This window comes from Candidatus Proelusimicrobium excrementi (assembly GCF_937881865.1).
Lineage (GTDB): Bacteria > Elusimicrobiota > Elusimicrobia > Elusimicrobiales > Elusimicrobiaceae > Proelusimicrobium > Proelusimicrobium excrementi.
Genome location: NZ_CALGEO010000078.1, coordinates 1 through 18,097 on the forward strand (window position 1 = coordinate 1; position 18,097 = coordinate 18,097).

Genomic DNA, 18,097 nt, shown 5'->3' on the forward strand with positions numbered 1-18,097 from the left:
CTTTTTCCCTTGGCTTTCTGCATATTGCTTTCTGTGGCGGAAGTGCTTTGGTACATAATAAAGTCTTATAAGATTACGCTTTATTTTATGCTCGGCGCGCTCTTATACGTTTTAACGCATTTGTTCTTTTATAATTTTTCAAGATTTTATGTTTTCGCGCATGAACTGAGCCATGCGGCGGCGGCTTGGATTTGCGGATATAAAGTGAGCGGGCTGAACGTCGGCCGGGAAAGCGGCGAAGTTAAAGTAAGCAATATCAACACTTTTGTGCTTTTGGCCCCTTATTGTATTCCGCTTTACAGCATAGCCGTTACTTTGACTTACCTTATACTTAATTTGTTATGGCCCGCCGCGGCCGATTACGGCAGCGTATTTTTGGCTTTATTCGGTTTTTGCACCATGCTTCATTTAATGCATACCTATAAGGCCTTGACGGAAACGGAACAGAGCGACATAACCCGGGCCGGCGGGGGAGTGTTTTCTTTTTCTTTGATAGTTTTAATAAACATGGGCGTTGTTTTGGCTCTTATTGAAATTTATTTCCCCGGTATAGTGCCCGTATGGGCTTTGACGGGCGGAATAATTAGGCGTACTTTAGCTTTTTGGAAATGGCTTTTTGAGAATCTTTATACGCTTTCCGTAAAAGTTTTCTCTTAAATTATCGGCGTTATGAAGAATAAAATAGCAAAGTATTTTATACAAACGGTAAAGCTTACCCTTAAAAGCATTATAAGGGTTTTGTTTTTGATAACCACATTGTTTGCGGTATGCGCGATAGTGGCGTGGTTCGCCGCGTTAAAATACGTCAGCGCCGAGCATATCGGCAAGGAAGTGGCCGGCGCGCTGCAAAGCGTTTTGAACAGGCCTGTAATCGTCGGCGATTTTGAGTTAACCTCTTTTAACAGCATTTCCATAAGCAACTTAAAGATAGTCGATACCAACCTGGACGAGTACAATGAATTTCTTTCCGTTGAAAAAGTTATAATACGTTTTGATTTAAGGGCTTTGCGCGATAATGTCATAGCGATAAAAGAAGTTCTGCTTTTTAACCCGGTGGTAACGATAATAAAAGAAGCCGACGGCAGAACCAATATTCCCGATATTAAGGTAGCGAACCGTCAAAGCGCGCTCGGCCAGCAGTTTGAAATAACCTCCGGCCAAGGCCAGGCGTTTAGGGTTTTGGTGGAAGACTGGGTAATAAAAAACGGGGTCTTCGCCTACCGCGACGTTGCCGCCAGCGTAAGCCATTCTTTGAACGGTATTTTCATACGTTTTTATAATCTCAGGTTTAACGATTATACGGATTTTGCGCTGAACTTCGTTCTGAGAAATAAAATCAAAGACAAAATTATAGAAAACGAAATTCTTGCGGAAGGCAGCGCGAATTTGGCTAATTTTAACGTCGGGGAAATGGCCGTAAAAGACGCTTCTGTGGAAATCCGCGGCGCGCGCCGCCCCGTAAAACTTAATATGACGGCCAGGAACTTTTTAAATCCGGAAATTTCTTTTTCCTCCGTTTTGCCGGATTTGGGTTATGACGACGTTTCTTTGTTCGCGCCGAATCATTTTGATATTTCTCTGCCGTCCACGTCCGTAAAGGCGGAGCTTTCCTTCGGCGATAAATTTAGCAAGGTGGACGTCGCTTCGTTAAATCTTAAAAACAAAGATATCGCGCTTAGCGTTAAGGGCAGGATTGATTTGGCAAATGCGCCGATTTCGGTTGAGGCGGATTTCTCAACGGAACAATTTTCCGTAGAAAACGCGGATTATTTTGATTGGCTTAAACCTTATAAGGTTAAAGGCCCGGTAAAAGCGCGGGGCCGCCTGGAATATAAAGACGGCAAAATTTCGTCGCCGAAGTTTACCGTGGATTTAAACGGAGTTTCGGCTTTTATCAGCAATTTCACGATAAGCGGGGTTAAAGGCTCTTACACCGCCGAAAACAATCTGGACGAAATGAGCGCGGACGTCAAAGACGGCGTTTTTAAAGTGGGCAGGCAGACGATATCAAAGATAAAGGGCACGGCTTCATATCAGCACAAAAAACAAAATTTTTACGCCAAGATAAAAGACACGATGTTCAACGAAAATACCGTAACCATGAGCGTGGCGATTTCAAAGGTGCGCCGCGCAAACCGCGTAATAAAAGCCAATATTTATTTAAATCTGTTAAAACCCGTTGAAATATTTGAAACGACGGAAGATTTTGTGGAAGCTTTGTCCAAAGGCAGTTCCGCCCCCAGGCAGAAGGACGAAAGCGACCTTTACTGGCTTAGAAATTTCCGTTCCGCGATACCCAGTTTTATGCCTAATTTCAACGGTTTCGTCTACGCGGAAAAATTTGAAACGCCTATAATATCGGGCTATGACTTCAACGCGGAATTTAATTTAAAAAACTTATTGCCCGGGATGGATAAACTCGACGGGAAAATAGACGCAAAACTCCAGCAGGGCGTAATTTACAAACTGCAGGAAGCGGCCGACAGGCAAAAAGCTCTGGGTATAGCCTATCAGCCTTTTGTGATAATGAGCAAAATGGAAAGGGCCGGTTCTTTTAAAATGGGCAAAATACTCAAAGACACTCCTTTTGACGTAATGACGGCTTCAGTTGACTTTAATAATGGTAAAATGAATATTAACAATTTTTACGTTGACGGCGAAGTTATCGCCGCGACGGTTGGCGGGAACGTCGGCTGGGTTGAAGAAAAGTTTGACCTTGATATAGTAACCATGTTTAAGAACACTTCCAAAAGGGGAGCCCTTTCGGAAAATCTTACCGACGAAACCGGCGAGCCCGCTTTGGCCTTCAGGACTTACGGGCCTATGCTTAAACCGGGCCTGCAAATGAAGAGCCCCAAAAAGACAAGCAGCGCGATAAAAGCCGCCCGCGAAAAGGGCTTAAGGACGGATTTCAGCGCGGGCCAAAAATTTATTAAGGAGAAATAAATGCTCAGGAAACCCAAAATCGATATTATAAGCGTTCTGGAAGAGAACGAAGCCTTTATAGACGGCCATTTTGAGCTGCCCTGCGGCCTGCACGTACAAAGTTACGTTGATACCGCCGCGGTTACGCAATATCCCAATTTAGCCGCAAAAATAGGTGCGGCCCTGGGCGATTTGTTTGACGTGCGCGTAGACGCGGTTTTCGCCCCTACGCCGGAAAATTCCATTTTGGCGCAGGAAGTCGCTCGTTTTAAAAACGCAAGGGCTTTGTTCGCGACCGACGCCGGCGGATCCATGCAGCTTAAAGGCTCAATGAAAATCAATCCCGGCGAAAACGTTTTGATAGTGGATAACGTAACCATGACTTGCCGCAAAGTAAGGGAAGCCGTATCTTTAATCCAAATGATGAAAGCCAACGCCGTCGGCGCGGCCGTGATAGTGGACCGCTCAAGTACGGGTGCGGTCGGCAATATTCCGCTTAGATCTCTTTTAAGTTATCCGCTGGACACTTATGAGCCGGAAGTCTGCCCCATGTGCAAAGCCGGGACTAAATTAATTAAAAAAGGTGCTAAATAAATGAAGGAAATCAAACTTAAAGCCAAAGAAGAACACAGAATAAACAAAGGACATTACTGGATATTTTCCAATGAGCTGGAAAAAGTGGATACCTCGATAGAACCCGGCAGTATAGTGCGCGTTTTGGACGGCAAAGGCCAAACTATGGGCACGGCGTTTTTTAATCCGCACAGCCTTATATCGGCAAGATTTATCGTAAAAGGCGAGGAGCCTTTGCACAAAGATTTTATTTTTGAACATATCGACAACGCATATTCTTACAGAAAGCAGTTTAATATCCGCCGTTTCGGGCGCATGGTCTACGGAGAGGCCGACGCTTTGCCCGGTTTGGTGGTGGACCGCTACGGCGATTATCTTGTAATTGACGTTCTTACCGCCGGAATGGAACTTTTGAAAGATAAAATAATCGAAGCCGTAACCAAAATTTTTAAGCCTAAAGGAATTTTGTTTAGGAATGATTCTTCTTTCAGAACTTTGGAAGGCTTGGGGCTGGCCCCGCAAACCGTAGGGGAAATTCCTCAGGAAGTTGAAATAGAAGAAAACGGCGTAAAATATGTCGTGGCTTTGACGGGCGGGCAGAAAACCGGTTTTTATTTTGACCAGCGCGACAACCGCGAATTTATGAAGCCCTATTTTAAAGATAAAATAGTTATGGATTTATATTCTTATACGGGCTCTTTCGGCATAACGGCCGCATTAAACGGCGCGTCTGCGGTGTGGGGGACGGATTCTTCCGCTCCCGCGGTGGAGTACGCCAACAGAAACGCAGAACTTAACGGGGTCGCCAATATCTGCCAGTACCGTAAAGACGACGCGGAGCGGCTTCTTTCCGCGATGAAGAAGGGTGAGCTCCCCACAAAGCCGGATATCGTACTTTTGGATCCGCCGGCGTTTGTAAAGAACAGGAAAGCTCTTCCTCAGGCCGTAAATTTATACGTTAAGCTTAACAAAATGGCTTTGGAAGGCTTGGAAAGCGGCGGTATGCTGGCCACTTCCACCTGCTCTCACCATATCAGCAGAGAGATTTTTATGGATATCTTGAAGCAGGCGGCCGGCAAAGCAGGTAAAAAAGTTACGCTGATAGCTTTAAGAGGCCAGGCTAAAGACCACCCGGTGCTTCTCGGTATGCCGGAAACGGAGTATTTGCATTTTGCTTTATTGCAGGTGCGCTAAAGTAAATTTGCTTTTTATATAACTAAATTTGCTAATATTTTTATATATTGGGAAATTTCGGAGGGAATAAATGAGAATGTTTGCAAAACTTTTTATTATGCTTTTGGCGTTTGCCGCCGTCGGCTGCTGTAAAAATGACGGTGCGGATTTCGCCAAAGACATACCTGCGGGCGAAAGGCCCGCAATGCAGGAAATTTTTGATAAAGCTTCTTCCGGCGATACGAACGCCCAAGCTTATTTGGGTGTGCTTTTCTACACCGGCACTATAGGCAGGAACCATGACGCCGCTTATACTTGGTTTAAAAGAGCTTCCGACAACGGTTCCGGCGAAGCCGATTATTTTATTTCGGAAATGTATGAAACCGGCGTACACTTGAACCAAAACTCTGAAGAAGCCTTTAAATATCTGCGTTCTTCCGCGGAGAAAGGTTTTACTTCCGCCAGGTTTAAATTGGCGGAGATGTATCTTAACGGAGAAAAGACCGAAGTTTTGGATAAAGACCAGCTTGTAAACTGGGTTAAGGCTTATGCCGATCAGGATAACGCCACGGCCAAAGAACTTTTGGGCAAACTGGATCCCGAATCCGTGAAGAAAGATACGCCCAAAAACACGAAGAAAAAATCTTCCAAAAAATAAAAATATAAGTTTTACTTTAACCCCCGGCGAGAACCCGGGGGTTTTGTTTTGCCCGTTTTATTTAAAAGACGCAGCTATGCTTTTGTAAATTTTTTAAATAAAAGATGTTGATTGACGGATGCCGCTCCGCTTAAAACGGCAGCCGGTTTAAATATTAAGCAAAAACCCCGGGATTAAACCCGGGGCTTTAATGATATCTTAAGTTGAGCCTTTTTTATTCCGCTTTAAGTTTTGCTCCGGCTTCCAAGGCTTTTCTGTTAAGGGCGATCATTTCGGGCTTGGCGCGCTTAAAAACCTTCTTCATCGCGTTTTCTATCGCGTCCAAGCTTACCGCGCCGGTAGCGCCGGCGAATGCTCCCAAAGCCACCAAAGTGGCCGTCCTGGCCGAGCCTACTTCCTCGGCTATTTCATTGCAGGGGACGTAAATCACTTTGATGTCTTTTCTGGATGGTTTGCTTTTAATAAGGGAACTGTTAATTATTAAAAGTCCGCCGCTTTTAAGCATAGGTTCAAACTTAGGCAGAGAAGGTTCGTTCATTACGATTGCGGTATCGGGGACGCAAACCACCGGGGTCGCCACTTCCGTGTCGGAAATTACAACCGAGCAGTTCGCCGTTCCGCCTCTCATTTCCGGCCCGTAGGAAGGAAACCAGCTTACCGCTTTGCCTTCCACAAGCCCGGCTTGGGCCAATAATACTCCGGCGGAAACTACGCCCTGTCCGCCGAAACCGGCTATTCTTACACCTTGATACATATTATTTGCCCTCCTCTTTTTTGCCTTCGTCCTTAAATACGCCTAAAGGATACTGCGGCATCATTTTGTCCCTTAAAAAGTCCAAAGCTTTTATCGGGTCCACGCCCCAGTTTGTAGGGCAGATTGAAAGGACTTCGACGAAAGAAAAACCGACTCCGTCAATTTGGTTTTGGAAAGCCTTTTTAATGGCTTTTTTGGCTTTCATCACGTTTTGGGGAGTATCAACCGAAACTCTTTCAATATACTTCGCGCTTTTAAGCTGGCTCAGCATTTCCGAAACATTTATCGGATTGCCTTGCAGTTTTTCGTTTCTGCCTTTGGGGGCGGTGGTGGCGACTTGCCCTACCAAAGTCGTGGGGGCCATTTGTCCGCCGGTCATGCCGTAAATGGTATTGTTGATAAATATTACGGTAATATTTTCGCCTCTGGCCGCGGCGTGGACGATTTCGGCCATACCTATGGAAGCCAAATCGCCGTCGCCCTGATAGGAGAACACTATAGTATCGGGCCTTGAGCGTTTAATGCCGGTCGCCATCGCCGGGCCTCTGCCGTGAGGGCCTTGTATGGCGTCGCAGTTGAAGTATTTGTCGGCAAACACGGCGCAGCCCACGGGGGCTATGCAAATTGTTCTTTTGCGGATATCAAGCTCGTCCATGGCTTCGGCTACAAGGCGATGTACTACGCTGTGGCCGCAGCCGGGGCAGTAATGTGTAGGTATATCTACGAGGGATTCCGGCCTTTTTGTTACGGGATTCATAATAAAGTTCCCTCCTTGCAAATTTTATTTTCCGGCTTGTGGCAGGTGTTTTCCGCTTTATCGGCCAAATCCGCCAAGTTAAACAGAAAATCCTTTTTGCCGTTGATTATGGATTTTACCGCCGTCGCGATATCTTCCGCCACTGGGAAGAAAGCCCCCGGTTTTGCGTAAAGATGAACCGGCACTTTGCCTTCTACGGCAAGTTTTACGTCTATAATCATTTGCCCCAAGCTCATTTCGGCGCAGAGCATGGCTTTACAGCTTTTTGCCAGCTCGGCCAGCCTTTTTGAAGGGAAGGGCCATAAAGTTATCGGCCTGAAAAGCCCGGCTTTTACGCCTTCGGCCCTTAAAGCGTTCACCGCGGACATGGCGGCGCGGGAGCTTATGCCGTAAGCCACTATGATAACGTCCGCGTCTTCGGTAAATCTTTCTTCAAAGCGCACTTCGTCGCGCTCAACCAAAGCGTAGCGTTCGGCGCGTTTTAAAATCATTTTTTCAAGTTCGCCCTCGGCCAGACCGTAGGAGGATATCATATTCTTTCCTCTTGTGCCGTCGTTTACGCCCAAAGCCCAAGGTTTGACGGGCAGGGTTTTGGGGTCGATAGGATCAAAATTATAGCTCATACCTTCCATCATTTGCCCTAAAATGCCGTCGGCTAAAATCATTGCGGGGATACGGTACTTTTCCGAAAGTTCAAAAGCCAATTTGGGGAAGTTCCCCAATTCTTCCACGCTGTTGGGGGCCAATACCAGCACTCTGTAATCGCCGTTGCCGCCGCCGCGAGTGGCTTGGATATAATCGCCCTGCGCCCCGGCTATGTTGCCGAGCCCCGGGCCGCCCCTCATTACGTTTACTATAAGGCACGGCAAATCCGCGCCGGCCATATAGGATATGCCTTCCTGCTTTAAACTTACACCCGGGCTTGAGGAGGACGTCATTGCTCTTACGCCTGTGGCCGCCGCGCCGTAAACCATATTAATTGCGGAAACTTCGCTTTCCGCCTGTACGAAAGCTCCGCCGACTTCTTCCTGCCGCCAGGACATATATTCCGGCACTTCGTTCTGAGGGGTTATGGGGTAACCCGCAAAAAATCTGCACCCGGCCCTTATCGCGCCTTCGGCGAGGGCTTCATTGCCTTTCATTAAAACTTTATCTGCCATTTTGAACCTCTTATCTGTAAACGGTTATAGCCAAATCCGGGCATACCATATAACACATGCCGCAGCCGATGCAACATTCGGGTTTGGCGAGTTTGGCGGGGTAATATCCCGTCTTGCTGAAAGTATCAGACATTTCAATACACTGCTTGGGGCAGGCTTTGGTGCAAAGTTTGCAGCCCTTGCAGCGCATTTCATTGACTTCTATTTTAGGCATAATACCTCCTTAGTCCTACATATTAGTATAAATCTTTTTCCGCTATCAAAGCAATGATTAAGGCTGGTATTACTTCCTTGCTTTAAAATGAGAAGCCCCTCCTTATTAAGGAGGGGCTTCCGTATAAATGAAATATGCCGAGGGACAGGATCGAACTGTCGACACCCGGTTTTTCAGACCGGTGCTCTACCACTGAGCTACCTCGGCATCTTTTCGTTTATTTTTTGTTTATACGTAGTTGCTCGTTCAGTAGTGCATTAAACAAAAAATCAATCGCGAAAAATCTGTTACTTCTTTCTGCTACTCTATTTATGATATCAAATTAGGTCTTATATTTCAACCTTTTGATTTTAAAAGCCGTTTTTTGCGGCGTTATCGGCTTTGGCAGCCGCCGCGCAGAATAAGGCCGCGGGCAATACAAAAAGCATTGCCGCCGCCACGGCCGTTTTCAGGCTGAACATATCGGAAGCGCCGCCCACCAACGCGGGGGATATTGCGTCGCCAAGCGCGTGTATTATAAAAATATTTACGGCGAAAGCCATTGAGCGGATTTTAACGTCCGTCAGATTGACTATTGCGGCGTTTAACGGGCCCGTTTGCATAAAAACCAGCATTATCGCCGCCGCAAACAAAACCAAAGAAATTTTAAAATCCCCGCATATTACGGCCGCAAAGCCGAAAGGGAGTGCGGCGGTAAAGCTTGCGGCCGAAACAAAATAATAAGCTTTTTTTGTTTTCTTTAAAAGTTTATCGGCCATGAACCCGCCCAGGAAGGTTCCCGCGGCCCCGGCGGTAATGGTAAGTGCGCCGAATACCGTTCCGGCTTGCGCGACGGAAAAATCGTAATATCTGTGCATATAAGTGGGCATCCATGCGGCCAAACCGCCCAAAGTAAAAGTGCCCATGGCCTGTGCAAGGCAGACAAACAGGAAGGGTTTATTTTTAAGCAAAGCGGAATAATTTGCAAGTTTTGGTTTTTCTTGTTTTTTATTTGCGGTTCTTTCGTCTTTAAGTTTAAAAGCGGCGTAAGCCGCGGCGAAAGCCCCCGGCAGGCCGACTATGAAAAACGCGCTTCTCCAACCAAATTGAAGCCCCAAAAAACCGCCGAGCAAATATCCAAGCGCACTGCCTGCCGGCAAAGCCAAACCGAAAGCGGCCAAAACGCGGGCCCTTCTTTCGGGGGGGAATCTCTCCGCCAAAAAAGACGGAGATACGCTTGTAAAGCCGGCCTCGCCTATGCCTATAAAACTGCGGGCCGCAAAAAGATGAAAGTAATTTTTTGCCGAGCCGGAAAGCATTGTGGCCGCGCTCCATAAAAAAGCGCATACGGAAATCACATATTGCCTGGGGGTTCTATCCGCTATAAATCCCACGAACGGCGCGGCTATCATGTAAACGAACATAAAAGCGGAAGCCAATACTCCCAGCTGAGCGTCGGAAAGATTAAGATCCGCTTTTATAAGCGGAAATACGGAAAAGAGTATTTGTCTGTCTATGTAATTAAGCAGATTAAGAGAGAAAAGCAGTATAAATACGCTTTTTGGGCTCATTAAAAATCCTTGGTTTGGCGCAGAGCTTCATAAAGGCACACCGCGGCGGAAGTGGATAAATTTAAGGAGCGCACCTCGCCGGGCATGGGTATTTGGTAAAGGGAATCTTTATATTCTTTATAAAGTTCTTTGGGCAGGCCGCAGGATTCGCTTCCAAAGGCCAAGTAATCGTTTTTTCGGAATTTTATATCCCAAAGGCACTTTTCACCTTTTGTGGAAAAGAAAAACAATCTTGCGCCTGCGGGCAGAGCGTTCTTGAATTCCGCAAAGGTGGCGTAGCGCGTATATTTGAGCTTGGGCCAGTAATCAAGCCCGCTTCTTCTTATTTCCTTATCTTCTATTTTAAAACCCAATTTACCGACCAAATGCAAATGTGCGTTTGTGGCGACGCAGGTTCTGCCGATATTGCCGGTGTTAAAAGGTATTTCCGGGTTGATAAGAACTATATTCATCATAGAATAATTATAGTAATTTTTCACTTTTCGGAATAATTTTAACTCGTCAATTATATGTGGAAAATCAATTTGTCCGGCAGCCGGCCTCGTTTAAAATTTTTTTGACTTCAGAGAAAACCATATCTACAGTAATTGACTTCATGCAAATATTTTTATCTTTGATTTTATGGCAGTTCTCTTGCCATTGGGGCAGCAGTTCCGCGCAGTGTATGGGGCAAGCTTTGGAGCAAATACAGATATTTCCCTCAAGGTTATATATGTTCGGGTCCGTAGGCCCCATAAGTATAATGCTTGCTCCGCCGTGCAATGCATGTCTTAAATAGGAAAGCCCGCCCTCCGTATCAATATGCAAGAGAGCGTTTTTGATAATGGCTTTGGCTTCTTCCAAAGAGGTTTTGCCTGAGAGAACGACGTCAATATTTTCCGCTATTCTTGTTCCTTTTCCAGCTCCTACTTCCGCTATCGTTACATTAGGAAAGTTCTGCTTTATCAATTTTGTCAGTTCTCTGTAATTGTCTAAAGGCCAAAGCTTTGTGGATTCCACCACTTTGTCATATCCTACTTCCCTTGCAATGGTTATATACGTGCGCCGGAACAAATTGAATTTTTGTAAAGTTTCTTTTTCTTTATCAGTTTTTATCGCGGCTTTAAAAGTGTAGTCCATATTAAGGAGGTTGGCTATATCTGCCTGTACAAAACGCTTTTTGCCGTCTGCGGCGTCCAAGATATCTGCCGTTCCCTCCAAATAGGGGGCATTATCGTAAAGCAGGGAAAATTGCTCTTGTTTAACTTCCCATGCGGAAAGAAAAGGCAGCAGCTGAGGGGCAAAGTTCTTTATTCTTTCTATATTTTTATAGAGGATATAAGGTCTGCGAAAAATTTTTATTTCCAGATCATAATATCCTTTTAAATATTTTATCTTTTCAATTACTTTTATCTTGTGCAGTCCCGGTAAATCGGGAATAAGACTTTGAGCAAAACTTTTACTGTTTGTAATAATGTCAATGTGGATGTTCGTCTGATATACTTTTTCAATTAAACAATGTATAAAATTTATATTGATTAAAAAATCGCCTAGGCCGCCTTCTATAATAAAAGCGATATAGATTTCATTTCCTTTCGGGGGTCTTTTGGGAAAATGATTTTTAAACGCTCCTGCCAAAACATAAAAAAGAATTTTAAAATAAGCTTTAAGCGGATTTTCTTTGTATTTCAGGATAACTCTTTTTACTTCAGTTTTGATGTTAAAAATTGTTTTACTGTGCATATTTTCCCCTTTGTTGTTTACTTTGCAACAGTATTTCCCTGTCCGCAAAGCGGATAAAAGCTTTTTCTTGCTTTCTTTTGATAAGTATTTCTTTGATTTTCCCGCCCGCCGCCAAAATCGCTTTAAAGTCCAGAGGCAGACGTAAAATAAGCCAAAATAGGTGCGAGGCCAGCAAAAAGGGATCGCTAATGTTTTTCCAAATAAAAATATAACGGTTCCTTTTGCTTAAAAATTTTGTCTTCGGATTGGTCTTGCTTTGTATGGTGCCCCCGCATTTGTGCAGAGGTTTTGTGCCTGCTATATAATTTATTTTCCAGCCGCGTTTAAGACCTCTGTAAGCGAGGTCTGTTTCTTCCAGCATATAAGGTTCCAAAAGAGTGTCAAAACCGTTTAGCAGTTTAAATTTTTCTTTAGAACAGAAAAAGTATGCCCCCTGTACGCCGAAACTCAGGTATTCTTCTCCGTTCTTGAGTTTATCGTTTAGTATATTGCCCGTAAATCGCGGAAAGCCTTTACTCCAGCTTAATGTTTTTACTCCGTCCAGCTGGTGGCCGTCTAAGAAGCTGTACCCGCAGCAAGCCGCAGCAAAGAAACTCTCCGTAAAGTACTTTAATGTCGGAGCAAAAAAATCTTCATTTAAAAAAACGTCATTGTCTATAAAAAGCAGGATGTTTCCGTTAGATTCAAGAACTCCTCGGTTCCTGGCTGAACAAACTCCTTTTGAAGGATTTTTAAGGAATTTTATTTGGGGATAATCTTTTTTTAATTTTAAAGTGCCGTCTTCGGAATTGTCATCAACCACTATTATTTCCGTTTTGACGGAAACATTTCGGCAGGCTTTTATTGTTTCCGGCAGAGTTTGTTCCAGATGTTTTTTGCCGTTTTTTGTGGGTATTATTATGCTTATTTCGGGCGCCATGGTTTCTCCTAGGTTTCCGAAGCCCTTTATAAGCAAAAAACGGCTGAATGTATTTTATGACGAATCACCCTCATAAAATAAAACAGCCGTAGCTGGCTTTCACGCGGAAAGCCAGCATTAACGCGAAGCAAACCGGTTAATTACTCCTTTTTGCTTCGCGCCTAAAACGACTGCTTTTGGGGTGATTCGTCTTTTGCTTGCAAAAGAGTTCCTTTCGGATCCCAAAAACAGATAAATTTTTAATAAGCCTTTTTGCCGGCTTATTTTACTTCTTTATTCTCCTTATTACATCTCCCACCTTACATAGATAGGCGTAAAAGGATGGGGGAGAGCCTTGTTGAAAGGCAAAATCCTCATCGCGTAATCCTGTCTGCCGCTGGTTTCGGGGTGGATTTCGACTTCATACAAATATACGTCGCCTTCTTTGCCGACCATATTCATGCTGAAGTCTTTTGCGCTGTCAAAACCTCCGCCCAAAGAGCGCAGCCCGAATTGCGTTTGAACGACTACGTCTTCCGGCTTCAAATCGCCGAGCGTTACGCGCGCTTTAAATTTTAAAGTTTCGCCGACGAGAACCGTCCTGTCGATATTGCCGGTTACGTCCACAATGGAAACTCTTGGCCAGTTGGCGGCTATTCTTTGCCTCCAGGCGGCCAAAGCGGCGGTTTCGCCTTCGGTTTTTAAAATATTGCCGTAATAATGGGCTTTTGTATAGAATCTTTCATAATATTCCTGCACCATTCTGTTGGTGTTGAAGAAAGGCACAATGGTTTTTATGGAAGTTTTCATCTTCTTAATCCATTTTTGCGGAATATTGTCCTGATCTCTGTCATAGTAGACGGGGGCGATTTCGTTTTCAATCAAATTGTACAAAGCCTGTGATTCCACGGCGTCGCGCTGTTCGTCGCTTTGATAGCTTTGCGCGCCGATAATGGACCAGCTGAAATCGCACGGGCCGACTTCATCCCACCAGCCGTCCAAAATGGAGAGCGCCAAAGCGCCGTTTAATGCCGCTTTCATGCCGCTGGTGCCGGAAGCTTCCATAGGCCTTACGGGGTTGTTGAGCCAAACGTCCACACCCTGCACCATGTAGCGGGCGAGGTTCATATTATAATCTTCCGCGAAGACGATTTTCCCTTTAAATCTGGGATCAAGCATCATATTGTAAATCTGCTTGATAAATTCTTTCCCGGCGGTGTCGGCGGGGTGAGCCTTGCCGGCGAAAACGAACTGCACCGGCCTTTGCGGATTGTTGACGATCGCCGCAAGCCTTTCGGGGTCTTTAAAAAGCAAAGTTGCTCTTTTATAGGTGGCAAAGCGTCTTGCAAAGCCGATTGTAAGGATATCCTCTTTAAGCACTTTGGAAGCCTGCCTTGCCAAGTTTACGTTGCCCGAGAGCCTGTTTGCCTGACGGACGGCTTTTTCACGAATGTGTTTGATAAGTTTTTCTTTCCTTATGCTGTGCGTCTGCCAAAGTTCTTCCGCGGGGATATTTTCCACCTTGTTCCATACGGATTGGTCAAAATTGTTTAAGCTGTCGTCGCCGTCAAAAAGATATTTGCGGTAAAGTTCGCTGTATTCGTGGCTTACCCAGCTGGCCGGGTGTATGCCGTTTGTAATGCTGGTTATGGGCACTTCGGAAGTGCTGAGGCCCGTCCAAATGTTCTTCCACATTTCTCTGGAAACTACGCCGTGCAGTTTTGCCACGCCGTTTAAGTAAGCGGAAAGTTTTAAAGCGAATACCGTCATGCAGAACATCGGCGACTGCGGGGTTTCTTTGCCGAAATCGAGGAAAGCGTCCCACCCTATACCGAGCTGCGCCACATAAGGCTCCATAAACTTCTTAACGAGGTTGAAATCGAAATGCTCATTACCCGCGATTACCGGGGTGTGCGTGGTAAATACTGAAGTCGCCCAAACGATTTCTTTGGCTTCGTTGAAAGATATTTTTTTGTCCTGCATTATTTCTATGATGCGTTCGCAGAGCAGGAAGGCCGAATGCCCTTCGTTAATGTGATAAACCGTGGGGTTCATACCCATTGCTTTTAAGGCTTTTACGCCGCCGACGCCCAAAACGATTTCCTGTTTGATTCTGTTTTCTCTGTCGCCGCCGTAAAGCTGTTCGGTTATAGTTCTGTGGGCGGGGGCGTTTTCCGGGAGGTTGGTATCAAGCAGGTAAAGGGAAGTTCTGCCTACCGGCACGCGCCAAATCATGGCTTTGACGGTTTCTCTGCCGAGGGGAATATCAACCGTAAGGTTGTTGCCCTGTTCGTTGTGGACGGCTTCTACCGACATATGGGCCCAGTCGTTTTCCGGGTATTCTTCGCCCTGCCAGCCGTCTTTGTTCAACACTTGTTTTACGTAGCCTTTCTGATAGAACAAACCTACGCCGATCAAAGGCAGGCCCAAATCGCTGGTGCTTTTGATATGATCGCCCGAAAGCATGCCCAATCCGCCGGAATAAATCGGCAGTCCTTCGCCTATGCCGTATTCCATTGAGAAATAAGCCGTAAGGAAGTTTTCCTTGCCTTGGTCTTTTACTTTATTGTACCAGGTGTCTTTATTGTTTTGATAATCTCTGTAAAGTTTTTCGACGAAGTTGAGATGAGCTATAAAATCTTGGTCTTTGCTTAATTCTTCCAGCCTCTGCTGTGATACGGTGGCCATAAGCCATTTCGGCATTCTTTGGGATTTTTCCCAAAGCTGTTCGTCTATTCTTAAAAAGAGCGTTATAGCCGGCCAATTCCATGCAAACCACATATTGTTTGAAAGTTCTTCAAGGAACTTCATATTCTCCGGCAGGTTGGGTGTTACTTTGAAAGAATGAATTTTCATCTGATACTCCCTATTATGTGTATATGTATGTAATTAAAGTATATAAATTGGCGGGCTTGCAAGGCAACAAAAATAAATTGCGATATAAGCCCGCTTAATCCTTTAAAATATTGTAAAATAAAATATATAAGAGGTTTATGTCTCGTTCGTCTAGCGGTTTAGGACGCCGCCCTCTCAAGGCGGAGATCACGGGTTCGAATCCCGTACGAGACGTACTTCCCCGCCGTATTATTTTATTCCGCCCGAGCGCGGATATTTTTATTTTAAGGAGTTTTTATGGACATAGGAATCGTGGGTTTGCCCAATGTCGGGAAGTCTTCTTTGTTTAACGCTCTGACAAATGCCGGTGCGCAGGCTTCCAATTATCCTTTTACCACTATTGAGCCTAACGTCGGCGTGGTGCCTATCCCGGATAAACGCCTTGACGCGCTTTTTGACCTTTTTAAACCGCCCAAGAAAACGGCCGCATTTATCCGTTTCGTGGATATCGCCGGCATTGTTGAAGGGGCTAGCAAAGGCGAGGGCTTGGGCAATAAATTTTTAGCCAATATCCGCGAAGTCGACGCGATTATACACGTAGTGCGCTTGTTTGAAGACGAAAATATTACCCATGTTTCCGGCAGCGTCGATCCTTTAAGGGATATTGAAATTATAGAAACGGAACTTATGCTTGCGGATTTGGAAAGCGTGGAAAAGATGCTCCCAAAAGCCGAAAGCAACGCCAAAAGCGGCAGTAAAGAAGCCAAAGCGCGTTTGGAAGTTCTGCGTAAATTGCAGAAAGCTTTAAGCGAGGGCAAACCGGCCTCCTGCGTGGAATTGGAAGAAGAGGAAAAGAAAGATTTGCAGCTTTTAACGATGAAACCGATGCTTTACGTCGGCAATAATTCTGAAAAACCGAACGAAGAAAACGCCAAAAAGCTGCGTGAACACGCACAAAAAACGGGTGCGGGTTTTGTCGAACTCTGCATAAAGTTTGAAGCTGAAATAGCGGAACTTGACGAAGAAGAAAAACATCTTTTTCTGGCGGAAACGGGCTCCGAATACACCGGGCTTGAAAAAATCGTCCGCGCCGGAATGCAGCTTTTAAATATGTGCACGTTTTTTACAGCCGGGCCGGAAGTGGAAGTGCGCTCCTGGCTGATACCCGTAGGTTGCCCCGCGCCGAAAGCGGCCGGCAAAATACATTCCGATATTGAACGCGGCTTTATCTGTGCGGAAGTTTACGGCGTAGACGATATTCTTGAACATAAATCGGAAAAGGCCCTTAAAGAAAAGGGCTTAATCCGCCAGGAAGGGCGCGATTACATAATAAAAGACGGCGATGTTTGCGTCTTCAGGTTTAACGTATAATGGTTTGCGGAAGCTTCGGCGTATGCGGCGGCTGTTCTTTAAAGCAGGAAGATTACACCGCTCAAACTGAACTTAAAAGGGCCAAAGTCAAAGCCCTGCTTGAGCCTTTTTATTCCGGCGATATCCATGTAACACCTTCTCCGGATAAGGAATATTTCAGAAATAAGATAGAACTTAGCTTTTGCCGGCAAGTCGTTTGGAGCGAACCTTTTTGCAAAAAGAAGAAAGTTCTGCGCGATAAAACCAAACCTCTGGAATTTGAAAATACTTTCGGCTTCCGCATGAAAGGCCGCTGGGACAGATGCGTCAATATAGAAAATTGCCTGCTTTATGAACCGAATCTTTCGGCCTTTGTTAAGGAAGTTCGTCTATGGGCGGAACGGGAAGGCCTTTCTTTTTACGACCAGCGCGCGCACAGCGGCCTTTTAAGGAATTTGATTTTGCGCCGCGGCGTCAATACCGGGGAAGGCATGGCCGTTTTGATAACTACTTCCGCTTTTGACGCTTCCGGCTTTGCCGAAGTTTTAGGCAGGTTTTATCCGTCATACCACTTCCTCACGGCCGTCAATGACGGCGTTTCCGACGGGGCCGGAATAAAGGATATTAAAGTAATAAAAGGCTCCGGCGTGATAAGGGAAAAGCTTTTTGAAAGCAGCCGGGAAATAGTTTTTGAAATTTCCCCGCAGTCGTTTTTCCAAACCAATACGAAAGCGGCCAATTTGATTTATAAAAAAGTGGCGGCGAAGGTATCCGCTCTAAAACCGAGCGTTATGTATGATCTTTACGGCGGAGCGGGCAGCTTCAGCCTTTGCTGCGCTCCTTACGTGGGCAAAAGCCTTTGCGTGGAAAGCGTGCCCAGCGCGGTAAACAACGGCGTTAAAAACGCGCGGGTAAACAATATAAACAATGTAAGTTTTTTCTGTTCCACCACGGAAGAGTTTTTAACAAAGCAAAAGCTGGGCTCTTATAATTCCGTGATAGTGCTTGACCCGCCCAGAAGCGGCGTGCATCCAGCCGCCTGCAAAACGATTTTAAACAGCGGAGTGGAAAATATACTTTATATTTCCTGCAATCCCGTAACTTTGGCGGAAAATCTTAAAACTTTATGCGCCAAATATAAAGTCGTCAATGCGGAATGTTTTGATTTCTTTCCGCACAGCGACCATGTAGAAACTTTAGCGGAACTTAAATTAAAATGAATTCTATAAACGAAATTTTATCAACCTTAAACCCCGAACAGCTTGAAGCCGCCAATTATACCGGCGGCCCTTGCCTTATCATAGCCGGTGCGGGAACCGGCAAAACCAAAACGCTTACCTGCAAAGTGGCGAAACTTATAGCTGACGGGATTTCCCCCAGCAGGATTTTGGCCGTAACTTTTACCAATAAAGCCGCGCAGGAAATGCGCGAAAGAATAGAAGCTTTGGTGCCGGGCAATTCCTCGCGCGTGTGGATACATACTTTCCATTCTTTCGCGGTGCGCATACTCCGCCATAACGCCGCCGCG

Annotated in this window: 17 protein-coding genes and 2 tRNA genes; 9 read left to right on the top strand and 10 right to left on the bottom strand. The window is 45.5% G+C overall.

What is annotated here, in order from left to right:
* The 5 genes from ACQY26_RS03620 to ACQY26_RS03640 form a co-directional block, all read left to right on the top strand.
* Positions 1-657, top strand: a 657-nt coding sequence (locus ACQY26_RS03620) for a M50 family metallopeptidase (protein ID WP_428047738.1), incomplete at its 5' end; no start/stop codon positions are given.
* Positions 658-669: 12 nt separating this feature from the next.
* The gene (locus tag ACQY26_RS03625; protein ID WP_428047739.1) at positions 670-2,946 is read left to right on the top strand and encodes an AsmA-like C-terminal region-containing protein; all 2,277 of its coding nucleotides are present in this window, start codon (positions 670-672) and stop codon (positions 2,944-2,946) included.
* Complete coding sequence (locus ACQY26_RS03630) at positions 2,947-3,519, top strand: hypothetical protein (protein ID WP_428047740.1); 573 nt, start codon at positions 2,947-2,949, stop codon at positions 3,517-3,519.
* The gene (locus ACQY26_RS03635; RefSeq protein WP_428047741.1) at positions 3,520-4,692 is read left to right on the top strand and encodes a class I SAM-dependent rRNA methyltransferase; all 1,173 of its coding nucleotides are present in this window, start codon (positions 3,520-3,522) and stop codon (positions 4,690-4,692) included.
* Positions 4,693-4,762: 70 nt separating this feature from the next.
* Positions 4,763-5,329 (top strand): tetratricopeptide repeat protein, encoded by a 567-nt coding sequence (locus ACQY26_RS03640; RefSeq protein WP_428047742.1) that lies wholly within the window; start codon positions 4,763-4,765, stop codon positions 5,327-5,329.
* Positions 5,330-5,543: 214 nt separating this feature from the next.
* Here the strand turns inward: ACQY26_RS03640 and ACQY26_RS03645 are convergent, their stop codons facing one another.
* The 10 genes from ACQY26_RS03645 to glgP form a co-directional block, all read right to left on the bottom strand.
* A complete protein-coding gene (locus ACQY26_RS03645) occupies positions 5,544-6,083 on the bottom strand; it encodes a 2-oxoacid:acceptor oxidoreductase family protein (protein WP_428047743.1) in 540 nt (179 codons plus the stop codon).
* 1 nt (position 6,084) lies between these two features.
* The gene (locus ACQY26_RS03650) at positions 6,085-6,840 is read right to left on the bottom strand and encodes a thiamine pyrophosphate-dependent enzyme (RefSeq protein ID WP_428047744.1); all 756 of its coding nucleotides are present in this window, start codon (positions 6,838-6,840) and stop codon (positions 6,085-6,087) included.
* The gene (vorB, locus tag ACQY26_RS03655; protein WP_428047745.1) at positions 6,837-8,000 is read right to left on the bottom strand and encodes a 3-methyl-2-oxobutanoate dehydrogenase subunit VorB; all 1,164 of its coding nucleotides are present in this window, start codon (positions 7,998-8,000) and stop codon (positions 6,837-6,839) included. Before vorB ends, ACQY26_RS03650 begins: the two co-directional genes overlap by 4 nt.
* 10 nt (positions 8,001-8,010) lie before the next feature.
* On the bottom strand, positions 8,011-8,214 hold the full coding sequence (locus tag ACQY26_RS03660) for a 4Fe-4S binding protein (RefSeq protein WP_428047747.1): 204 nt from the start codon (positions 8,212-8,214) through the stop codon (positions 8,011-8,013).
* A 135-nt stretch (positions 8,215-8,349) separates the two neighbouring features.
* Positions 8,350-8,421 (bottom strand) — tRNA-Phe (locus ACQY26_RS03665).
* Between the two features lie 143 nt (positions 8,422-8,564).
* Positions 8,565-9,764: a spinster family MFS transporter gene (locus ACQY26_RS03670; protein WP_428047748.1), complete on the bottom strand. Its 1,200-nt coding sequence runs from the start codon at positions 9,762-9,764 to the stop codon at positions 8,565-8,567.
* Positions 9,764-10,219 (bottom strand): tRNA (cytidine(34)-2'-O)-methyltransferase, encoded by a 456-nt coding sequence (locus tag ACQY26_RS03675; protein ID WP_428047749.1) that lies wholly within the window; start codon positions 10,217-10,219, stop codon positions 9,764-9,766. Before ACQY26_RS03675 ends, ACQY26_RS03670 begins: the two co-directional genes overlap by 1 nt.
* A 64-nt stretch (positions 10,220-10,283) precedes the next feature.
* Complete coding sequence (locus ACQY26_RS03680; protein ID WP_428047751.1) at positions 10,284-11,486, bottom strand: glycosyltransferase family 9 protein; 1,203 nt, start codon at positions 11,484-11,486, stop codon at positions 10,284-10,286.
* A complete protein-coding gene (locus ACQY26_RS03685; protein ID WP_428047752.1) occupies positions 11,476-12,405 on the bottom strand; it encodes a glycosyltransferase family 2 protein in 930 nt (309 codons plus the stop codon). The genes ACQY26_RS03680 and ACQY26_RS03685 overlap by 11 nt, the downstream gene beginning before the upstream one ends.
* A gap of 285 nt (positions 12,406-12,690) precedes the next feature.
* A complete protein-coding gene (gene glgP, locus ACQY26_RS03690) occupies positions 12,691-15,240 on the bottom strand; it encodes an alpha-glucan family phosphorylase (RefSeq protein WP_428047753.1) in 2,550 nt (849 codons plus the stop codon).
* A 139-nt stretch (positions 15,241-15,379) separates the two neighbouring features.
* On the opposite strand from glgP, the gene ACQY26_RS03695 reads away from it, so the two are divergent.
* From ACQY26_RS03695 to ACQY26_RS03710, 4 genes are all read left to right on the top strand, one after another.
* Positions 15,380-15,453 (top strand) — tRNA-Glu (locus ACQY26_RS03695).
* 63 nt (positions 15,454-15,516) lie between these two features.
* On the top strand, positions 15,517-16,590 hold the full coding sequence (gene ychF, locus ACQY26_RS03700; RefSeq protein WP_428047754.1) for a redox-regulated ATPase YchF: 1,074 nt from the start codon (positions 15,517-15,519) through the stop codon (positions 16,588-16,590).
* The gene (gene rlmD / locus ACQY26_RS03705) at positions 16,590-17,789 is read left to right on the top strand and encodes a 23S rRNA (uracil(1939)-C(5))-methyltransferase RlmD (RefSeq protein ID WP_428047755.1); all 1,200 of its coding nucleotides are present in this window, start codon (positions 16,590-16,592) and stop codon (positions 17,787-17,789) included. Before ychF ends, rlmD begins: the two co-directional genes overlap by 1 nt.
* Positions 17,786-18,097 (top strand): UvrD-helicase domain-containing protein (locus tag ACQY26_RS03710; RefSeq protein ID WP_428047756.1); only part of this gene is annotated, 312 nt, incomplete at its 3' end. The genes rlmD and ACQY26_RS03710, both read left to right, overlap by 4 nt.